The 17,076-nt window shown below is 66.7% G+C and carries 19 protein-coding genes; 7 read left to right on the top strand and 12 right to left on the bottom strand.

Annotation, left to right across the window (positions count from 1 at the left end):
• Positions 1 to 17 precede the first annotated feature (17 nt).
• Positions 18 to 986 carry a tripartite tricarboxylate transporter substrate binding protein gene (locus tag YH64_RS23780; protein ID WP_255444699.1) on the top strand — a complete coding sequence of 323 codons (969 nt, stop codon included), beginning with the start codon at positions 18 to 20 and terminating at the stop codon, positions 984 to 986.
• Here the strand turns inward: YH64_RS23780 and YH64_RS23775 are convergent.
• Positions 983 to 1,774: a 2OG-Fe(II) oxygenase gene (locus tag YH64_RS23775; RefSeq protein ID WP_082134609.1), complete on the bottom strand. Its 792-nt coding sequence runs from the start codon at positions 1,772 to 1,774 to the stop codon at positions 983 to 985. The genes YH64_RS23780 and YH64_RS23775 overlap by 4 nt on opposite strands.
• A 146-nt stretch (positions 1,775 to 1,920) precedes the next feature.
• Between YH64_RS23775 and YH64_RS23770 the strand changes: the two genes are divergently transcribed.
• Positions 1,921 to 2,613 carry an HAD family phosphatase gene (locus tag YH64_RS23770; RefSeq protein ID WP_046806765.1) on the top strand — a complete coding sequence of 231 codons (693 nt, stop codon included), beginning with the start codon at positions 1,921 to 1,923 and terminating at the stop codon, positions 2,611 to 2,613.
• 30 nt (positions 2,614 to 2,643) lie between these two features.
• On the opposite strand, the gene YH64_RS23765 is transcribed toward YH64_RS23770, so the two are convergent.
• Positions 2,644 to 3,426, bottom strand: coding sequence for an SDR family oxidoreductase (locus YH64_RS23765; protein ID WP_046806764.1), 783 nt, complete (start codon positions 3,424 to 3,426; stop codon positions 2,644 to 2,646).
• Between the two features lie 151 nt (positions 3,427 to 3,577).
• Here YH64_RS23765 and YH64_RS23760 point away from each other — a divergent pair, with 151 nt between their 5' ends.
• Positions 3,578 to 4,114 (top strand): MgtC/SapB family protein, encoded by a 537-nt coding sequence (locus tag YH64_RS23760; protein WP_046806763.1) that lies wholly within the window; start codon positions 3,578 to 3,580, stop codon positions 4,112 to 4,114.
• 21 nt (positions 4,115 to 4,135) lie between these two features.
• Here YH64_RS23760 and YH64_RS23755 read toward each other — a convergent pair whose 3' ends face one another.
• From YH64_RS23755 to YH64_RS23725, 7 genes are all read right to left on the bottom strand, one after another.
• Positions 4,136 to 4,882 carry an SDR family oxidoreductase gene (locus tag YH64_RS23755; protein WP_046806762.1) on the bottom strand — a complete coding sequence of 249 codons (747 nt, stop codon included), beginning with the start codon at positions 4,880 to 4,882 and terminating at the stop codon, positions 4,136 to 4,138.
• A gap of 43 nt (positions 4,883 to 4,925) precedes the next feature.
• Positions 4,926 to 5,339, bottom strand: a complete 414-nt coding sequence (locus tag YH64_RS23750) for a cupin domain-containing protein (protein ID WP_143215510.1) — start codon at positions 5,337 to 5,339, stop codon at positions 4,926 to 4,928.
• Between the two features lie 175 nt (positions 5,340 to 5,514).
• Positions 5,515 to 5,901, bottom strand: a complete 387-nt coding sequence (locus YH64_RS23745; RefSeq protein WP_046806761.1) for a VOC family protein — start codon at positions 5,899 to 5,901, stop codon at positions 5,515 to 5,517.
• A gap of 62 nt (positions 5,902 to 5,963) precedes the next feature.
• A complete protein-coding gene (locus YH64_RS23740) occupies positions 5,964 to 7,031 on the bottom strand; it encodes a formylglycine-generating enzyme family protein (protein WP_082134612.1) in 1,068 nt (355 codons plus the stop codon).
• Between the two features lie 167 nt (positions 7,032 to 7,198).
• On the bottom strand, positions 7,199 to 7,852 hold the full coding sequence (gene alkB / locus YH64_RS23735; protein ID WP_046806760.1) for a DNA oxidative demethylase AlkB: 654 nt from the start codon (positions 7,850 to 7,852) through the stop codon (positions 7,199 to 7,201).
• Between the two features lie 130 nt (positions 7,853 to 7,982).
• Positions 7,983 to 8,693 (bottom strand): 2OG-Fe(II) oxygenase, encoded by a 711-nt coding sequence (locus tag YH64_RS23730; RefSeq protein WP_046806759.1) that lies wholly within the window; start codon positions 8,691 to 8,693, stop codon positions 7,983 to 7,985.
• A gap of 327 nt (positions 8,694 to 9,020) precedes the next feature.
• On the bottom strand, positions 9,021 to 10,565 hold the full coding sequence (locus tag YH64_RS23725) for a phospholipase D family protein (protein ID WP_046806758.1): 1,545 nt from the start codon (positions 10,563 to 10,565) through the stop codon (positions 9,021 to 9,023).
• Between the two features lie 73 nt (positions 10,566 to 10,638).
• Between YH64_RS23725 and YH64_RS23720 the strand changes: the two genes are divergently transcribed.
• Positions 10,639 to 11,208 carry a helix-turn-helix domain-containing protein gene (locus YH64_RS23720; protein WP_046806757.1) on the top strand — a complete coding sequence of 190 codons (570 nt, stop codon included), beginning with the start codon at positions 10,639 to 10,641 and terminating at the stop codon, positions 11,206 to 11,208.
• Between the two features lie 52 nt (positions 11,209 to 11,260).
• Positions 11,261 to 11,803, top strand: coding sequence for a GNAT family N-acetyltransferase (locus tag YH64_RS23715; RefSeq protein ID WP_046806800.1), 543 nt, complete (start codon positions 11,261 to 11,263; stop codon positions 11,801 to 11,803).
• A gap of 306 nt (positions 11,804 to 12,109) precedes the next feature.
• On the opposite strand, the gene YH64_RS23710 is transcribed toward YH64_RS23715, so the two are convergent.
• Positions 12,110 to 12,442, bottom strand: a complete 333-nt coding sequence (locus YH64_RS23710) for a hypothetical protein (RefSeq protein WP_006221349.1) — start codon at positions 12,440 to 12,442, stop codon at positions 12,110 to 12,112.
• Positions 12,443 to 12,836: 394 nt separating this feature from the next.
• Between YH64_RS23710 and YH64_RS23705 the strand changes: the two genes are divergently transcribed.
• A complete protein-coding gene (locus tag YH64_RS23705; RefSeq protein WP_046806756.1) occupies positions 12,837 to 13,658 on the top strand; it encodes an SDR family oxidoreductase in 822 nt (273 codons plus the stop codon).
• 49 nt (positions 13,659 to 13,707) lie between these two features.
• Here the strand turns inward: YH64_RS23705 and YH64_RS23700 are convergent, their stop codons facing one another.
• Positions 13,708 to 14,478, bottom strand: coding sequence for a sulfite exporter TauE/SafE family protein (locus YH64_RS23700; protein ID WP_046806755.1), 771 nt, complete (start codon positions 14,476 to 14,478; stop codon positions 13,708 to 13,710).
• 353 nt (positions 14,479 to 14,831) lie between these two features.
• On the opposite strand from YH64_RS23700, the gene YH64_RS23690 reads away from it, so the two are divergent.
• Positions 14,832 to 15,794, top strand: coding sequence for a LysR substrate-binding domain-containing protein (locus YH64_RS23690; protein ID WP_046806754.1), 963 nt, complete (start codon positions 14,832 to 14,834; stop codon positions 15,792 to 15,794).
• Here the strand turns inward: YH64_RS23690 and YH64_RS23685 are convergent.
• Positions 15,715 to 17,070 (bottom strand): MATE family efflux transporter, encoded by a 1,356-nt coding sequence (locus YH64_RS23685; RefSeq protein WP_082134607.1) that lies wholly within the window; start codon positions 17,068 to 17,070, stop codon positions 15,715 to 15,717. The two genes, YH64_RS23690 and YH64_RS23685, sit on opposite strands and share 80 nt — an antisense overlap.
• Positions 17,071 to 17,076: the final 6 nt, after the last annotated feature.

The raw sequence follows: 17,076 nt of genomic DNA, 5'->3' as shown, positions 1-17,076 counted from the left end.
CTTTGCGGCCGGCGCTCTTGCTGCCCGTGGCCTTCGGCCTGGGCGCCGCCGTCCTGCCCGCCGCCTCGGCCGTGGCGGCCGATACCGGCCGGCCCATCAGCTTGATCGTGCCGTTTGCGGCAGGGGGCGGCGTCGACGGCATGGGCCGTTTGCTGGCCGAACGCCTGCGCAGCGAAATGCCGCAGGGCGTCGTGGTGGAAAACAAGCCCGGCGCCAGCGGCATGCTGGGCGCGCAGACGGTGGTGCGTTCCGCCCCGGACGGCACCACCTTGCTGCTGGGGTCGGCGGGCGAAACCGCCATCAACCCGCTGGTGTTCAAGAGCAAGATGCAATATCAGCCGGAAAAGGATCTGGTGCCGATTGCGCTGATCGCGCGGGTGCCCAATGTGCTGGTGGCCAACCCCAAGCTGCCCGTCAGTAATGTGGAGCAGCTGGTCGCGTATGGCCGTGCGCATCCCGACAAGCTGACGTACGCCACCAGCGGCGTAGGCAATCCGCAGCACCTGAACGGTGAACTGCTGCAATCGCTGGCCGGAATCAAGATGGTGCACGTGCCGTACAAGGGCGCGTCGGCACAGCTGGTGGACGTGGCGGCCGGCAGCGTCGACCTGACGTTTGTCAGCCTGGCGGGCGCCTTGCCTTTCATCAAGAGCGGCAAGGTCAAGCCGCTGGCCGTCACGTCGGCCAAGCGGGCCTCGTTCGCGCCGGACATTCCGGCCGTGGCTGAAACGCCATCTCTGAAGGACTATGCGCTGGAAAACTGGTTCGGCGTGTTCGTGGCGGCCGGCACCCCGCCAGCCGTGCAGCAGAAGTTGGCCGCCGCCATCGACCGCAGCCTGCGTGACGAAAAATTCGTGGCCAGCATCCGCGACCTGGGCGGCGAGGTGCAGCCGATGAGTCAGGACGAATTCCGCGCCTTCATCAAGGCGCAGACAGCGGTGTTCGCCAAGGTGGTGGCGGACGGCAATATCACGGCGGACAACTAGCCCTGGCTCGCGTCGTGCAGCAGCAGTTCCAACCCCACGCGCTGTCCCGACCGCACCCGGCTGATGGCGTGCCGGGCTGTCACGCGGTAGACCCCTTGCGCCCCTTGTACCGGCCGGTGCGACACCGCGATCACCGCCGCGTCGCCCAACTTCAAGGGCAGCACCATGGGGCGGGACTGCATGCGCGGGCGCTGCTCGGTCATCACGAATTCCCCGCCCGTGAAATCCACATCGGGCTCGGACAATAGCGCGACCAGTTGCAGCCCGAACACGGCTTGCCCGTTGTCGTGATGCGTCAACGCTTGATAGTCGCCCTGCGTCAGCGTGCGCACGGCGGACAGCGGCCGCGTCTGGCCCGCGTCGCGGTTGCGCTGGGTCCATGCCGTGAAGTCGTCGGGGTAGGCGTCGGGTTGGACGTTGGGTTGGACGTTGGGTTGGACGTTGGGGTGGACGTCGGGGTCGGCAGCGGGCAACTGCAAGGCGGCTGCCCACGCGCGCGCGATGGGCAGCAGATGCCGGTACAGAACCGGCCGCATGGCAGCCAGCGCGGGGGGCACTGTGGCGCCGCCCAGCCGACGCGCGGCGTCCGGCGCGAACAAGCCGGGCAACAGCGCCCAGCCTTGCGCGTCCAGGTCCCGGAATACCTGGTCCCAGTCCGTGTGGTCCAGGGCGCGGTGCAGGGCTTGCCGGCTATCAGGTCGGGTGTCGGGCCGGGCGTCGGTGAAGCGTTCTGGCGGTGTCGGGTCGGGCATCGTGGCGTGGCGGGTGTTTTGTGCGTGACTCAGCATAGGCTCGCGCGCCGGCCGGCGTCACTCCGAAGTTTGCTATCGAAGTTTGCAATCAAGGTTTGCTATCGACGTTTGCTGCCGAAGTTTGCTTTGCGGGCCATGCAGTATGCTTACCCGCTTCATGAACCGCCCCCATCCCGCCCGCAATGACTGATTTTCCCTTTGACGCCGTGTTGTTCGACTGTGACGGCGTGCTGGTCGATTCCGAACCCATCACCAGCCATGTGCTGACCCAGATGTTGAACGAGCTGGGCTGGGACATCACCCACGAAGAAGCCATGCGCATCTTCACCGGCAAGGCCGTGCGGGACGAGCTGCCGCTGATCGAAGCGCGCACCGGCGCCAAGCTGGGGCCGCTATGGTTTGACGAATTCCGCCAGCGTCGCAACGCCGCGCTGGACCGCGACCTGCTTGAAATTCCCGGCGCGCCCGACGCCGTGCGCGCCCTGCACCGCACGCTGGACGGCCGCATCGCCGTGGCGTCCGGCGCCGACCGCCGCAAGGTCGAGCTGCAACTGGTCAAGGTCGGCATTGCGGACTGCTTTGATGGACGCGTTTTCAGTGGCCACGAAATGCCGCGCAGCAAGCCGTTTCCCGACGTCTATCTGGCCGCCGCGCAGGCGCTGGGCGTGGACCCCAAGCGTTGCGCCATCGTGGAAGACACGGTCACCGGCGCCACGGCCGGCGTGGCCGCGGGCGCCACGGTGTTCGGCTACAGCCCCGACGCCAACGGCCACAGCGGCGCCGAGGCCTTGCGCAATGTGGGCGTGGCCCACGTGTTTACCGACATGAACCAGTTGCCCGCGCTGCTGGCGGGCTGGCAGGCCGGGGCACGCTGACCGGCCTTGCCGCAGTCCTGCCTGCGCCGGCTATTTCCCGTAATTCGCGTACTGCTCGCCGCCGTCCAGGTCGATGACGGTGCCGCTCAGGTAGCCCGCGCGCGGCGATGCGCCGAACACGATCATGTCGGCCACTTCGGCCGGCTCCATCAGCCGGTTGAACGGCAGGTCCGATAGCGTTTCCTGCCACCGTTCCTCGTCGCCCCAGCGGGCTTGCGCGCGTTGCCGCGCCAGGGTCAGCACGCGGTCGGTCCGCGTGCGCGACGGGTTCACGCCAAAGACTCGCACCCCGTGGCGCGGCGCTTCACCGCCCAGCGCGCGGGTAAAGGCGATCAGCGACGCATTGGCCGCCGCGCCGCAGATGTAGTCGGCACGCGGCGCGGCGCCCGCCATGCCGATGATGTTGGCGATGACCCCCGCGCCCGCCTCGCGCATGTGCGGGTAATAGCAGCGCGCCAGGCTGATATAGCCATGCACCTTCAATTCCCAGCCCGCGCGCCAGCGTTCGTCCTGCACCTGGTCCAGCGCGCCGCCGGGCACCGCGCCCGCGTTGTTCACCAGGATGTCGATGGGGCCGGTGTCTTGCGCCAGCCGTTGCGCCGCGCCGGGCTGTGCCAGGTCCAGCGTCACGGCCTGGGCCGCGCGCCCGGTCTGCTCGCGGATGGACGCGGTGGCCGCATGCAGCGCCGCATCGTCGCGCGCCACCAGGATGGGGTCCGCGCCTTCGCGCGCGAACGCCACGGCGCACGCCAGGCCGATACCCTTTGACGCGCCCGTGATCAGCACGCGTTTTCCGGCCAGCTGCAAGTCCATGTCTGCCTCCTGTGAATTCGCGCCCGCACACGTGGCGCAAGCCATGGTTGTAAACCAGTTGCGTGGGCCAAACCAGTAAGAAAACGCAGCATGGCGCGGGCACCGGCGCGCCTGCTATGCTGCTTCACCCTTGTCTTGCAGGAAGCGAAAGATGGCGCAAGTCTGGCTGGAAATCTGGTCCACGGTACGCAGCGAATTCGCGGATATCCCCGACGTCGGCGAAGCCACGCGCATTGTGCTGCGCTTGGGGATGGCGGTGTTTCTGGGCGGGCTGCTGGGCTATGAACGCGAACGCAGCGGCAAGGCCGCGGGCCTGCGCACGCACATGCTGGTGGCGCTGGGCGCGGCAATCTTCGTGCTGGTGCCCTTGCAAGGCGGCATGGAAGTGGGCGACATCAGCCGGGTGCTGCAAGGCGTGATCGCCGGCATCGGCTTCCTGGGCGCGGGCGCCATCATCAAGCTAAGCGATGAACGAGAAATCCATGGGTTGACCACCTCTGCCAGCATCTGGATGACGGCGGCCATCGGCGTGGCGGCGGGGATGGGGCGCGAGGCCACGGCGCTGGTCAGCACCTTGCTGGCGCTGTTCGTCCTGGCCGTGCTGCGCCGCGTCGAGGCCCGCATCTGGGAACGCAAGGAACAAAACAGCGTGATCGCCACCGACGACAAGCCGGCGCGTAACGTTTGAACAACGGTTGAACAACGGCGTTCAGCTGCCGCCGGACACGTCGATGAACGAGCCGCTGGTGTAGCCGGCTTCTTCGGAACACAGCCACATGACGGCGCCGGCTACTTCCTCCACCGAGCCGCCGCGCCGTAGCGGGATGACGCTTTTCAGCCGGTCGACGCGGCCGGGTTCGCCGCCGCTGGCGTGCATGTCGGTGTAGATAGTGCCCGGGCGCACGCCATTGACGCGGATGCCTTCGGGCGCCACTTCCTTGGACAGGCCGATGGTCATCGTGTCCAGCGCGCCCTTGGATGCCGCGTAGTCCACGTATTCGTTGGGCGAGCCCAAGCGCGCGGCGGCCGAGGACACGTTGACGATGGCGCCGCCCTGGCCGCCGTGCCGCGTCGACATCCTGCGCACGGCTTCGCGCGCGCACAGAAAAGCGCCGATGACGTTCGTGGACAGCACGCGCAGCAGGCGGTCGGCTTCCATTTCGTCCAGCCGCATCTGCGTTTCCAGAATGCCCGCGTTGTTGACCAGCGCATCGATGCGGCCCAGGCGCTCGTCCAGCGTGCGGAACATGTGCAGCACGTCATCCTCTTGCGACACGTCCGCCTGGATGGCCAGCGCGGTGCCGCCGTCTTGCTGGATGTCGGCCACCACGGCGTCGGCGGCGTCGGAATGGGTGCGGTAATTGATGCCTACCGCGTAACCCCGGCGCGCGGCCAGCTTGGCGACGGCGGCGCCGATACCCCGGCTGCCGCCGGTAACGAGTATGACTTTCGGCATGGTGTTCTCCTGGATGCGATTCACGGTAGCAGAACCGGGGGCGTCAAATCCAGACGTCGTTGGGCGCGCTGCGCTCGCCGCCGTGGTCGCCGGTATTGGGTACGCCACAGGGTTCCACCAGCATCAGGTGGGCCTCTTCGGTGGCGCAGGGTTTGTGCTCCACGCCTTTGGGGATGACGGTCATGTCGCCCGGACCCAGGTCGATGTGGCCCAGGTCGGTCTGCCCATCACGCAGGTCGATGCGCAGGCGGCCGCTGATCACGATGAAGGTTTCGTCGGTGTCGGCATGGCTGTGCCAGACGAATTCGCCTTGCACCTTGACCACCTTGAACTGGTAGTCGTTCATCTGCGCGATGACCTTGGGCCGCCAGTGTTCGTTGAACAGGGCAAGCTTGCCGGCAATGTTGATGGCGGGAATAGGGGTGGGAGAAATATCGGTAGGGGAGGCCGGGGGCATTTTTCAAACCTGGATGGAGGGTGATGCCGCAAGCTTAGAGCCGCGCCGAACCCCGCGTCTTGTAAGTTCTTGCAGGTTTCGCGGGTTCGGCGGGCTTGTGCGGGTTTTCCAGATTGGCAGAGCTTTTGTCGCCGCCCGCTAGCGGAGCCGCATGCGCTGCCCCAGGGGGTACGGGTTACGCCTTCACCTGCACCAGTACGAACTCGTTGCCGTACAGGTCGATGAAGTGGGCGTAGACGGTGCTGTCGTCATGGACGGGTTCTTTGGTGAAGCGCACGCCGCGCGCGACAAAGCTGCCGTGGTCGCGCATGACGTCGTCGGTGTAGAACACGCCCACCGGCTGGCCGCCGGTCTGGTCGCCGACGCGGTCGCGTTGCGCCTGCGTCAGCGCTTGCAGCAGCCAGACACCCACCGCCGGTTGGGCGGGCAGGCGCAGGTGCACATAGCGCTGCTGGCCCACGGGCATATCTGCGAATACCTCCATGCCCAGCTTGTCTTGATAGAAGGAAATGGCGGTGTCGTAGTCGTTCACGAGAAGGACGAGACGGCCCAGCGAATGCATGTCAGGACTCTCTTTGAGGTTAAGCGTGCGGCTATGCTAACCCGCCCAGGCCCCTTTTTTGTTTAATCGGCCTCGCGCACCAGCCGCAGGCCGACCAGGGGGTAGCGCGTTTCCTGCGTATTCCAGTTGCGATACGACGAGCGCGTGTACAGCGCCCAGGTATGCCAGGACCCGCCCCGGCGCACGCGTACGTTGCCGCTGGCCGGGCCGGTGGGGTCGTCGGTGGGCGACTGCGCGTAATAGTCTTCGCCATACCAGTCCGACACCCATTCCCAGGCGTTGCCGTGCATGTCATACAAGCCGAAGGCGTTGGGCGCATAGCTGGCCACCGGCGCGGTAAAGGTGTTGCCGTCGTGGCGCGGGGTGGAAAATGCGTGCCATTTTGGCCACAGGGGCGCGGTGTCGGCGTCAAAGCCGTTGCCCACGTCCGCCATGCCGGCCGGGTCGTCGCCATTCTGATAGCGCGTGCGGGTGCCGGCGCGGCAGGCGTATTCCCATTCCGCTTCGGTGGGCAGGCGGTAGACGTGGCCTTCTTGCTGGGTCAGCCAGCGCGCCAGGGCGGTGGCGTCGTTCCAGCTGATGTTCACCACCGGGTGCTCGTCGGTCTGCACAAAGCCGGGATTGCGCCAGGAATAGCGGCGGTCGCGGCCTTCAAAGGCATCGCCGCGTTCGGATTTGTCGGGGTCATACGCGGCGTTGTAGCCGTAGCCTCCCGTGCCGTCCGCCTCGGACTCGGGCACGTAGCCGGATGCCTCGATAAAACGTCTGAACTGCCCGACCGTGACCTCGGTGCGTTCCAGGTAGAAGGGCCGGGTGATGCGCACCGTGTGCACGGGCGCTTCGTCGAACAGCTGGGTGAAACGGTCTTTGGGATATTGGGGGTAGTCACGGGCGAGCGTCTCGGCCGATTCGTCGCTGCCCATCTGGAACGTCCCGGCGGGTATGGCCACGAATGTCATGTCTAGCGAATTGACGAGCAGCGCGGGCGGCTCAGCCGCCGGTGCGGGCAAGGACAGCGCCGCGCCGGCCAGGCACAGGACGGCAACGGGCAGGCAGGGTGACAGCAGACAGGGTGACAGCAGGCGGGGTGACAGCAGGCGGGCAAGTAGCGGGCGAAGGCGGGTACGCATGATTGTCGGCGGCATAGGCGCAAGAAGGCGCAAGGGGCGCAATAGGGCGGGGGCGAAGTGCGCCCGATGGGGGCGCGGGCAGGGGTGCGAAAGTGTAGGGCGGCCGTTCGGACACGGCCAGACGCGGTCAACCCTAGTGTCGGCTCGCGGCTGCACAGCTAGCGCTGTCAGCCCGCCTTGCGCAGCGTGAAGTTGATGCGTCGGCTGCCCAGCCGGGGGTGCGGCGCTTCCTTCATCGGCATCACGCCGTGATAGCGCAGGCGATCCACGCCGCCCCACACCACCACGTCGCCATGAAACAAGGGCACGCGCGCCGCCTTGTCGGCGCGGTCGTTGCCGCCGAACAGGAACAGCGCGGGCATGCCCAACGACACCGACACGATAGGCGCGTCGAAATCGCGTTCATTCTTGTCCTGGTGCAAGGACAAGCGAGACCCCGGTTCGTAGCGGTTTACCAGGCAGGCGTCGGGCGTAAAGCCGGGAAAGCCGGCTTCCAGCGCGGCGGCTTGCGCCAGTTGCAAAAACGCGGCGGGCAGCGCCGGCCAGGGTTGGCCGGACAGGGGATCAATGCGCGTATAGCGGTACCCGTGCGCGTCCGTCGTCCACCCCCATTCGCCGCAATTGGTCAGCGCTACCGACATGGTGTAGCCGCCCGGCGTGCGCATGTGGCGAAAGGGCGACTGCGCGGTCACGGTGTCCACGCCTTGCAGCAGCGCGTCGGCGTGCGCCAGCGCAAAGCCGCGAAGCACATAAGACTGAGGGCCGATCTGGTCCCGGCCGTGCTGCGCGGTGTCTTCGTCGTCGAACAGGTTCAGGGTCATGGCGGGGCCTATCGTGTGGCGGGCCTAATTCGCGGTGGGCCTATTGTGTTGCGGCCTATTGTGCGGTGGCCAATGGTGCGGCGGCCTGTTGTGCGGCGACCCATGGTGCGGCGGCCTATCGTGCGGCGGCCTATTGTGCGTCATGAAAGATCAGCCCCAGCGTGTGGCGTCGGCCCGTGTGCAGCGCGCTGACGCCGTGCCGCATTGCCGTCTTGCGCCAGCCGCGCACGCCCGGCACGGGACGCAGGTTGACGGTGAAGATCAGCGCGTCGCCCTGTTGCAAGGGCAGCACGTCGATGCGTTGCTCGCGGCTGCTGGTCTCCTGCATGACGAATTCTCCGCCCGTGAAATCGTGGCCGGGGCGCGACAACAGGATGGCCACTTGCAGCGGGAACACGTGTTCGCCATACAGGTCCTGATGCAAGCAGTTGTAGTCGCCCGGGCCGTATTGCAGGATCAACGGCGTGGGGCGGCGCTGGCCGGCGTCGTGGCAACGTTGCAGGAAGGCGGCGTGGTCGTCTGGGTATTGCACCGCAATGCCCAACTGCCGGTTCCAGCGGTTGGCAATGGGAGCCAGGCGCGGATACAGCGCGGTACGCAGCTCATGCAGCAAGGGCGGCAAAGGGTAGGAAAAATACTTGTATTCGCCCCGCCCGAAGCCATGCCGCGCCATCACGATACGGCTGCGGTAGCGGTCGGGTTCGTCGTACCGGTTTGCGAAGTCGTCGCATTGCGCGGGCGTCAACAGGCCGGGCACGATGGCATTGCCGTGCGCGTCCAACGAGTGCGTGATGGCGGTCCAGTCCAGGTCGGGAAAAGCGGGGCAGGGCGGGGCATCCATGGCGATCGGCAAGTGCGGTGAAACAAAACGGTGAATCTACGTCCGGCAGGGGTGGCGGCGAACTCCGCTTGTTGCGATGGCGATAAGCCCGGCAAATGGGACATTACGAACGTTATAGCAGCGCGTCTCAAGACCTGCCACAGCCGCGTGCCACGGGAGCGGGCCGGGGGCAGCGGGCAAAGGCAGCGTGCAAAGGCAGCGTGCAAAGGCAGCGTGCAAAGGCAGCGTGCAAAGGCAGCGTGCAAAGGCAGCGTGCAAAGGCAGCGTGCCAGGGCAGCGTGCCAGGGCGCGGGGCTACAGCCACCAATCGCCGCCGCAAGTCACCCGTCACAGCAGCGATTCCAATGGCAGCAGGGAAACGAACCATACCGAGAACCGCTTCCACGCCGACGTGCCGGGCTCGGTATCGTGGCGCACCGTCTTGCCATCGCGTTGCTCCTCCCAGATCACGTCGCCCTGCTCGTTCAGGCATACGCGGTAGGCCAGCTTGGGCAACTCTTGCTGGAAGGCGTTGGCGATGCCGGCCGCGAGCGTGGGGCTGTCGATGACAAAGCCCAGCTCGGTATTCAGGGTGGCGGATCGTGGATCAAAGTTGAACGATCCGACGAACACGCGCCGGCCGTCCACGGCAAAGGTCTTGGCATGCAAGCTGGAACCCGAGCTGCCAAAGGGCCCCAAGCTTTTGTTGCGATCCGCGCCGCGCGCCTGCCGCTTCATCTCGAACAGTTCCACACCACTGGCCAGCAAGTCCTTGCGGCGCCGGGCATAACCGGAATGCACCACCGCCACGTCGGTCGCTTCCAGCGCGTTGGTCAGCACCTGCACCTTGACCCCGCTTTGCGCCAGCTTTCCGAATGCCTCCGTGCCACGGGCGGTGGGCACGAAGTAGGGCGACACCAAGTACAGATCCTGCGTGGGCGCGCCGATGATGTCGTGCAACTGATGCGGCAGCATGGCTTCGGGTGGCGCGGTGCCCAGTGTCTTGCGCGGGTCGTCGCTGACCATCCGGGTATCGGCCCATTCCAGCGTCAGATCGCCGGCCAGCAACTGCCGGATGAAAGGCAGCCGCTTCATGGCACGCGCGTACGCCGCGGCCTCGGGCGAGCCCTCGACTTTGCTGGCCTGCTCTTCCAGCGCGTCCAGCTCGCCGGGGCCGGCCGGTTTCAGTATCCGGTCGACCGGGTAAGCCGAATCGCTGCTCCAGTAGCGGTCAAAATCCTTGGACACGTCGTTCACCGCCGCGCCGATTGCCAACACGTCCAGATCGGTGAACAGCACGCCGCTGGTGGCCCCAAAGTACTCGTCGCCGATGTTGCGGCCGCCGATGATGGTGGCCTGGTTGTCGGCGGTAAACGACTTGTTGTGCATGCGCCGGTTCAGGCGGCTGAAATCCGTGACGTAGCCCAATGGCTTGGGCCAGCGCAACACAAACGGGTTGTACAGCCGCACCTCGATCATTGGGTGGGCGTCCAGCGCGGCCAACACTTTGTCCAGCCCGGCCGTGCCGTTGTCGTCCAGCAGCAGGCGCACGCGCACGCCCCGGTCTGCCGCGGCGTGCAGCGCTTCCAGCAGCATGGTGCCCGTCATGTCGTTGTGCCAGATGTAGTACTGCACATCCAGGCTGCGCTCGGCGGCGCGGGCCAGCATCATCCGGGCGGCGAAAGCGTCATGCGCATCGCCCAAGGGGTGGATGCCCGACTTGCCGGGGTGCGCGGCGGCCAGCGGCGTGATGCCACGGCCCAGCGCGGTGGCCGCTGCGTCCTCGGGCGTCAGCGCCTGTGATTCATGGCGCTTGTCCAGCGGGGGCAGGCTGCAACCACCCAGAAACGATAGGCAAAGGAGGGGCATGAGTAGGGTTCGGGCCAAAAGCATGCCGTATTGTGCCGAATTTCCTCGCGCCATCGGCGCCTTGTGGGGTTTCCGTATCTGAGATAAATTCCCGAATATGGAAAATGCAAGCAACGATCTTGATCTGGACCGCCGCATCGCCCACCGGCTGCGCGCACTGAGGCAGGAACGCGGCTGGTCGCTGGACGAGCTTGCCGGCCTGGCGGGCGTCAGCCGCGCCACGCTCTCACGCCTGGAAAACGCCGAGGTCAGCCCCACGGCGTCTGTGCTGGGCAAGCTGTGCGCCGCGCACGGCATGACCATGTCGCGCCTGATGATGATGGTGGAAGACGACTTCGCGCCGCTCGTCCCAGAAAGCGCTCAAGCCGTGTGGGTGGACGACAGCGCGGGATTTCGCCGGCGCTCGGTGTCCCCGCCCGCGCAGCAACTGGCCGGCGAAGTGCTGGCCTGCGAACTGGCGCCCGGCGCCCGCATCGCCTACGACCGATCGCCCCGGCCCGGCCTGGAGCACCACCTGTTGATGCTGGAGGGCGAACTGACCATCACCGTCGACGGGCAAACGTACACGTTGGCGCCGGGCGACTGCCTGCGCTACCAACTGTTCGGCGCCAGCCTGTTCGTGACCCCGCCGCAACGCGGCGCCCGCTACCTGTTGTTCATCGTCTGAGCCCACCATGAAGTCCATGCCACCCATGCCACCCATGCCACCCATGTCACCCATGACACTAGACCGCGCCAATGCCGACGTAACCCTGTTGACCGCTGACGCCGCCCGCGCCTGCCTGAACGAGCTGGGCGACGTGCTGCATGCCTGCGTGCACGGCGGCGCCAGCGTCAGCTTCGTCCTGCCGTATTCCACCGACGACGCCCAAGCATTCTGGCGCAACAAGGTGCTGCCGGCGGTAGAAGGCGGCCGTCTGTCGCTGTGGGTCGCCCGCCAGAACGGCCGCATCGCCGGATCGGTGCAACTGGATACCGACACCCCGCCCAACCAACCGCACCGCGCCGAGATCCGCAAACTGCTGGTCCACCCCGACTTCCGCCGCCGCGGCATCGCCCGCGACCTGATGCGAGCCGCGGAAGCCCATGCCATCCACCTGGGCCGCACCCTGCTTACCCTGGACACCCGCAGCGGCGACAACGCCGAACCGCTATACGCATCGCTGGGCTACGCCACGGTAGGCCAGATCCCCGGCTTCAGCCGCGACCCGCACGATCCGGGCAAGCTGGACGCGACAACGATCATGTACAAGCGGGTTTGACGGGCTCGGCAAAGCCGCGGAGTTCGTCGATCTCTTTGGGGAATGAGGTGTAGGGCACGTTGTATTCGATGAATTCGGCGAGGCTTTCGGGGATCCCTATCAAGACCGACCAGAGGATTTTTGCGGGCGCTCACAATGGCGCCCACCGCTTCCCTTTTGGGCTGGCAAGGTCGCTGCGGTACCTGTCAGCCCAATCGCGGTAGAAACGCAAGAAGGTCCACAATAAAAACGGGCCAGATTTGACCCGGTCGAGTCAAATCTGGCCCGCTAGCCTGGCCGCTTACCGCAGGCAGGGACGTTATGCCATCAAGCCAGCGGCTTGATACCCACGCTGTACGGGGGCGCGTTGCCGCGGGCGGGGGCTTTGATCTTCAGCATCGAGCCGCCGGGGGTGAACTCGAATTCCTGAAACGGCACTTCAAACCATTGGTGAAAGCTGGTGCGCGAGAACTCGGGCACCCAGACTTTGGGGCGCTTGGCGTCGCAGTGGAATTCAACCAGCGTGCGGTCGATGCCCAGCGGACGCGTGTTGCCAATGCGGTAGCTGACGCGCAGCTCGGCGCTTTCTGTCGAGCCGGGGCGCCAGGTCAGGCCGATGGATTCCATGAATTGTTCAATCGCCTGAATACCGCGATGCATAGTTGACTCCGAATGCTGGCGGGCGACGCGCGCCCACAAAAATCCGCCGCATGCAGCGGCGGGAAACACCCGAATTATCCGACATTCCGCGTCGGGATGCCCAGACCGGGCCTTCCTGGGGCTGCTGCAAGCGCAGCGAGCCGGGCGCGGCGAGCGGAAGGCGATGTCACAGGGCGCAGGCCGCCCGATGCGGCCGGACAGGTCATCAACGTAGAAATAGGCAGGTTTCACGCAAGAACGAGCCTGTACGCACGGGCGCTCGATTTCTAACATTCTCTTCAGGCTAAGGGGCGGTGCTTTTCACGGAAAGCGCGGCGCTCGGAGCCGGCCGCCAGGCATCTTGCCGGGGGCCGCAAGCACGCAAGCAAGCACGCAAGCAAGGGAAGAAAATCGCATGAACTCCGAAAAAATCTGGCTGGTGACGGGCGCATCCACGGGCTTGGGCCTGGTGTTGGTGAAGATGCTGCTGGGCCAAGGTCACAAGGTGGCGGCAACGTCGCGCGATGGCGATGCGTTGTTGGATGCGGTCGGGGCCAAGCTTGAGGGCCAGTTCCTGCCGTTGACGGTGGATCTGGCCAACGATCGCAATGTGCGCCGCGCGGTGGACGCGACGGTGGCCGCGTTTGGCCGCGTTGATGTGGTGGTGAACAATGCGCGGGCGGCCTGCCCGGGGTCGTTGGCCGAGCTGTCCGATGCGCAGGTGCGGGCCGCCTTCGACATCAACGTCTTCGGCACGCTGAACGTGATACGCGCCGTGCTGCCGCGCATGCGGGCGCAGGCAGGCGGCCACATTATCAACGTGTCGTCGATTCTGGGCTTTGACGGTGGCCATGCCGAATGGGGCGCATACAGCGCGGCGAAGTTCGCGGTATGTGGCCTGACCGAGGCGCTGGCCGCCGAGGCTGCCGCGTGGGGCGTGCGCGTGTCGCTGGTGTACCCGGGCGCGATGCGGGCGGGCTCGCCGCAAGACGGCGGCGGTTCGCCGGAACGTGCCGCGCGTGGGGCGCACGCGCAAGAGGGGGGCGACGTGGCCAAGGCCGCGCAGGCGCTGATCCAGGCGGCCCACGCGCAATACGCGCCGCTGCACCTGTTCCTGGGCCGCGACGCCTTCGATCAAGCGCGCGGCAAGATCCAGTCGGTGCAGCAGGAACTGGCGCGATGGCGCGAGATGTCGGTGTCCATCGGCTTTGTCGACGAACGGCGTCTGGCCGCATGAGCGCTGCGGCGGCAAGGCGGACTTGATTGCCCGCCCGTTCGCGTACCCGTCATCCGCCCCAGCCGCGCGCAACCTGCCAGGCGCCCAGCACGGCAAGGCTGATCATGAAGCACAGCTTGAACATCCGCGCCGACAGTTTGTTGCGCAGCCACTGCCCCAGCGCCATGCCCGCCAGCGCGGGCAACAGCATCATTACCGACGACCCGGCCGCGTTCGGGCTATAGCCGCCGTTGATCCACAGGCCAAGCGCCAACGCCACGGTGGACACCGTGAAAGAGATGCCCATGGCCTGGATCAGCCCGTCCTTGCCCAGGTTCAATGCTTGCAGGAACGGCACGGCCGGGATGACGAACACGCCGGTAGCCGCCGTGATGACGCCGGTCACCGCGCCCACCAGCGCGCCCAGCGCGTGCTCGTGGCGGCGTGGCACGCTGGGCGGCGAGCCGAACAGGCCCCACGCGGCATAGGCGATCAGCGCCAGCCCCAGGGCGACGCCGGCCCACTGCCCGCTGGGCGCGCCCAGCCACAGCGAGCCGGCCACCGTACCCACGCAGATGCCGACCTGCATGGCGCCGATGCGGCGCAAGCTGTGCGGCAGTGTGGGCCAGGGGCGCGCTTGCCAAAGATTGGTCACCAGTGACGGCACGATCAGCAAGGCGGCCGCCTGCGCCGGCGCCATCACCAATGCCAGCATCGCCATCGAAATGGTGGGCAGGCCCAAGCCCACGACGCCCTTCACCACGCCGGCCAGGACAAACACCGCGATGACGGCGGTCAGCATCGCCGGGGTGCCGCCGGGCACCAGGTCGGCGGCGTTCATGGCGTTGCTCCATTGGCGTCCAGGCTATGGCTGGTCCTATGGCTGTGGCTATGGCTATGGCTATGGCTATGACTATGGCTATGACTGTGGCTATGGCCATGGCCATGGCCATGGCTGGCCCGGATGCGCAGCCTCCGATCAGCCGAGAAGAAACACGCGGGCGGGGACGCTGGAACGAGGCGATTGATACGGCGGGAAGTCATGGTGTAACGGTCGGCATTGGAGTCGAAGGCAGCGTAAGTGGCGCAGGTAAGCAGGCTTCGATTTTGCGCCGCCACGTACCGCCACGCGATCGGGAAATTGCATAGCCTGCCTATGGCTGCCCCATAGCCAGCGCGTGCTACGCTGCCCGAATGCGATTCGACCTGACCGACCTTCGTCTATTCCTGAACGTATACGAAACCGGCTCCATTACCGCCGGCGCGCAGCGTACGCATATGACGCTGGCGTCGGCCAGCGAGCGCATTCGTGGCATGGAAGGCACGTTGGGCGTCGCCCTGTTGCTGCGCGCGCATCGCGGGGTCGAGTCCACGCCCGCCGGACGCACGCTGGCGCATCACGCGCGTGTCGTGCTGGGGCAAATCGACCGCATGCGGGGCGAACTTGACCACTACGGCCAGGGCTTGAAAGGGCACGTGCGCGTGCTGTGCAATACCACGGCGCTTACCGAGCACCTGCCGCCGGTGCTGGGCGATTTTCTGCGCGACCATCCGCGTGTCTCGGTGGACCTGCAAGAACGCACCAGCGTGGAAATTGCCGATGCGCTGCGCGCGGGCGCTTGCGACATCGGCGTGCTGGCCGATTCGGCTGACTTGCAGGGCCTGCACACGCGCGTCTTCCGCCACGATCCGCTGACCCTGGTGGTGCCGCGCGGCCATGCGCTGGCGAACCGGCGTTCGGTCACGCTGGCCGAGGTGGCTGACGCGGATTTCGTGGGGCTGATTGAAGGCAGCGCGCTGCAAGAACATTTGGCGCATCACGCGCGCCGTGGCGGCAAGATGCTGTCGTACCGCGTGCGCCTGCGCGGCGTTGACGACGTGTGCAAGATGGTGGGGTGGGGCGTGGGCATTGCCATCGTGCCGCGGGCCGCCGCCGTGCGCCTGGGCAGGACGGCCGGCGTGCAACGCGTGGCGCTGGCGGACGATTGGGCCACGCGCGATCTGGTGCTGTGCGTGCGCGACACCCTGCCGGCGTACGCGGATGCGCTGGTGTCCTACGCGTTGCGCGATGCGCCGGTCAAGACCCCGCCAGCGGGCGAGCCTTTGGCAGATGGCCGCGCTGAAACCACGAGCCTGACGCGATCGCGACCAGGATGATCAGCCCGTACAGGCACATTGCCACGGCCGCCACCAGGAAGAAAACCGTCAGTGACCCCGTCAGGTGCAGCGCGAGGCCGCCCGCGCCCACGGCGGTGACCAGGCGCAGGCAACCGGCCAACAGCGGCCACTTCAACCGGCCCGCGCCCTGCGAGGCAAAGTACATCGAAAATCCCAACGCAAAGAATCCATACACCGGCCCGACCGTTTGCAGGTAAAGGGCGCCGGCTTGCAGCATGTGGTCTTCGGCGCCGAACAATCGCAGCCAGGCTTCCGGAAAAAACGCCGCTGCCAGGCCGATGGATTCGGCCAGCACGAACGCCATCGCACCGCCCGTCAACGCGATGCGCACGGCGCGCTCGGGCTGCCCCGCGCCGATGTTGGAGGCCACCATCGCCACCATGGGCGCGCCCAGCCCGAACGCGATGGGCATCAGCAGGTATTCCAGCCGCACGGCAATGCCGTAGCCGGCCACCGCCGCCGTGCCGGCATAGGCGCCGACCAACGCGGCAATCAGCGCTACCTGGGCGTTTGTCAGCAGTGGATTCAACGTGGCCAGCGCGCCCACGTTAAGAATGCTGCGCATCAGGGACAGGTGCAATCGGCTGATGACCAGCCGCGCGGGGTTGCGGCCGCTGGCGCAGTAGACGCCCAGGATCAGCGCGCCCACGCCGTAGTAGATGACCAGCGCCCAGCCGCCACCCGCCACGCCCAGCGCGGGAAACGGCCCCCATCCGAAGATCAGGCAGGGCGACAAGGGCACCAGCAACAGCGCGCCGCCGCAGATCACCGCGCCCGGCACCAGCATGTTGCCGGTGCCGCGTATGACGCTGGCAAAGGCGTTCATCAACCACATCAGGATGATGCCGCCGAAGATGACATTGGAATACGCCAGCGCCGCGTCCAGCGCTTCGCCCTGCGCGCCCAGTGCGCGATACAGTTGCGGGCCGAAGACCAGCAACAGTACACAGAACAGCAGGCCCAGCAGCGCGTTCAGTACGACGGCGTGCAGCACCAACTGGTTGGCCTCTTCCTGGCGCCCACCGCCCAGCGCGCGCGCCACGGCGGCCGAGATGCCGCCGCCCATCGCGCCTTGCGACATATTGCCCATCAGGAACAGCACCGGCACGACCAGCGCCACGCCCGCCAGCACCGATGTGCCCAGCCGCGCCAGGAACCAGGTTTCGATCAGGCCGGTGGCGGACTGGGCCGACATCATCAGGATATTCGGCCAGGCCAGGCGGGCCAGCGTGGGGGCAATGGGCGCATGAAGCATCGCTTG

The sequence above is a fragment of the Achromobacter sp. LC458 genome (assembly GCF_001005835.2).
GTDB lineage: Bacteria > Pseudomonadota > Gammaproteobacteria > Burkholderiales > Burkholderiaceae_B > Achromobacter > Achromobacter spanius_B.
The sequence above is the reverse complement of the archived record's forward strand: the minus strand, read 5'-3'. Positions and strand labels throughout refer to the sequence as shown.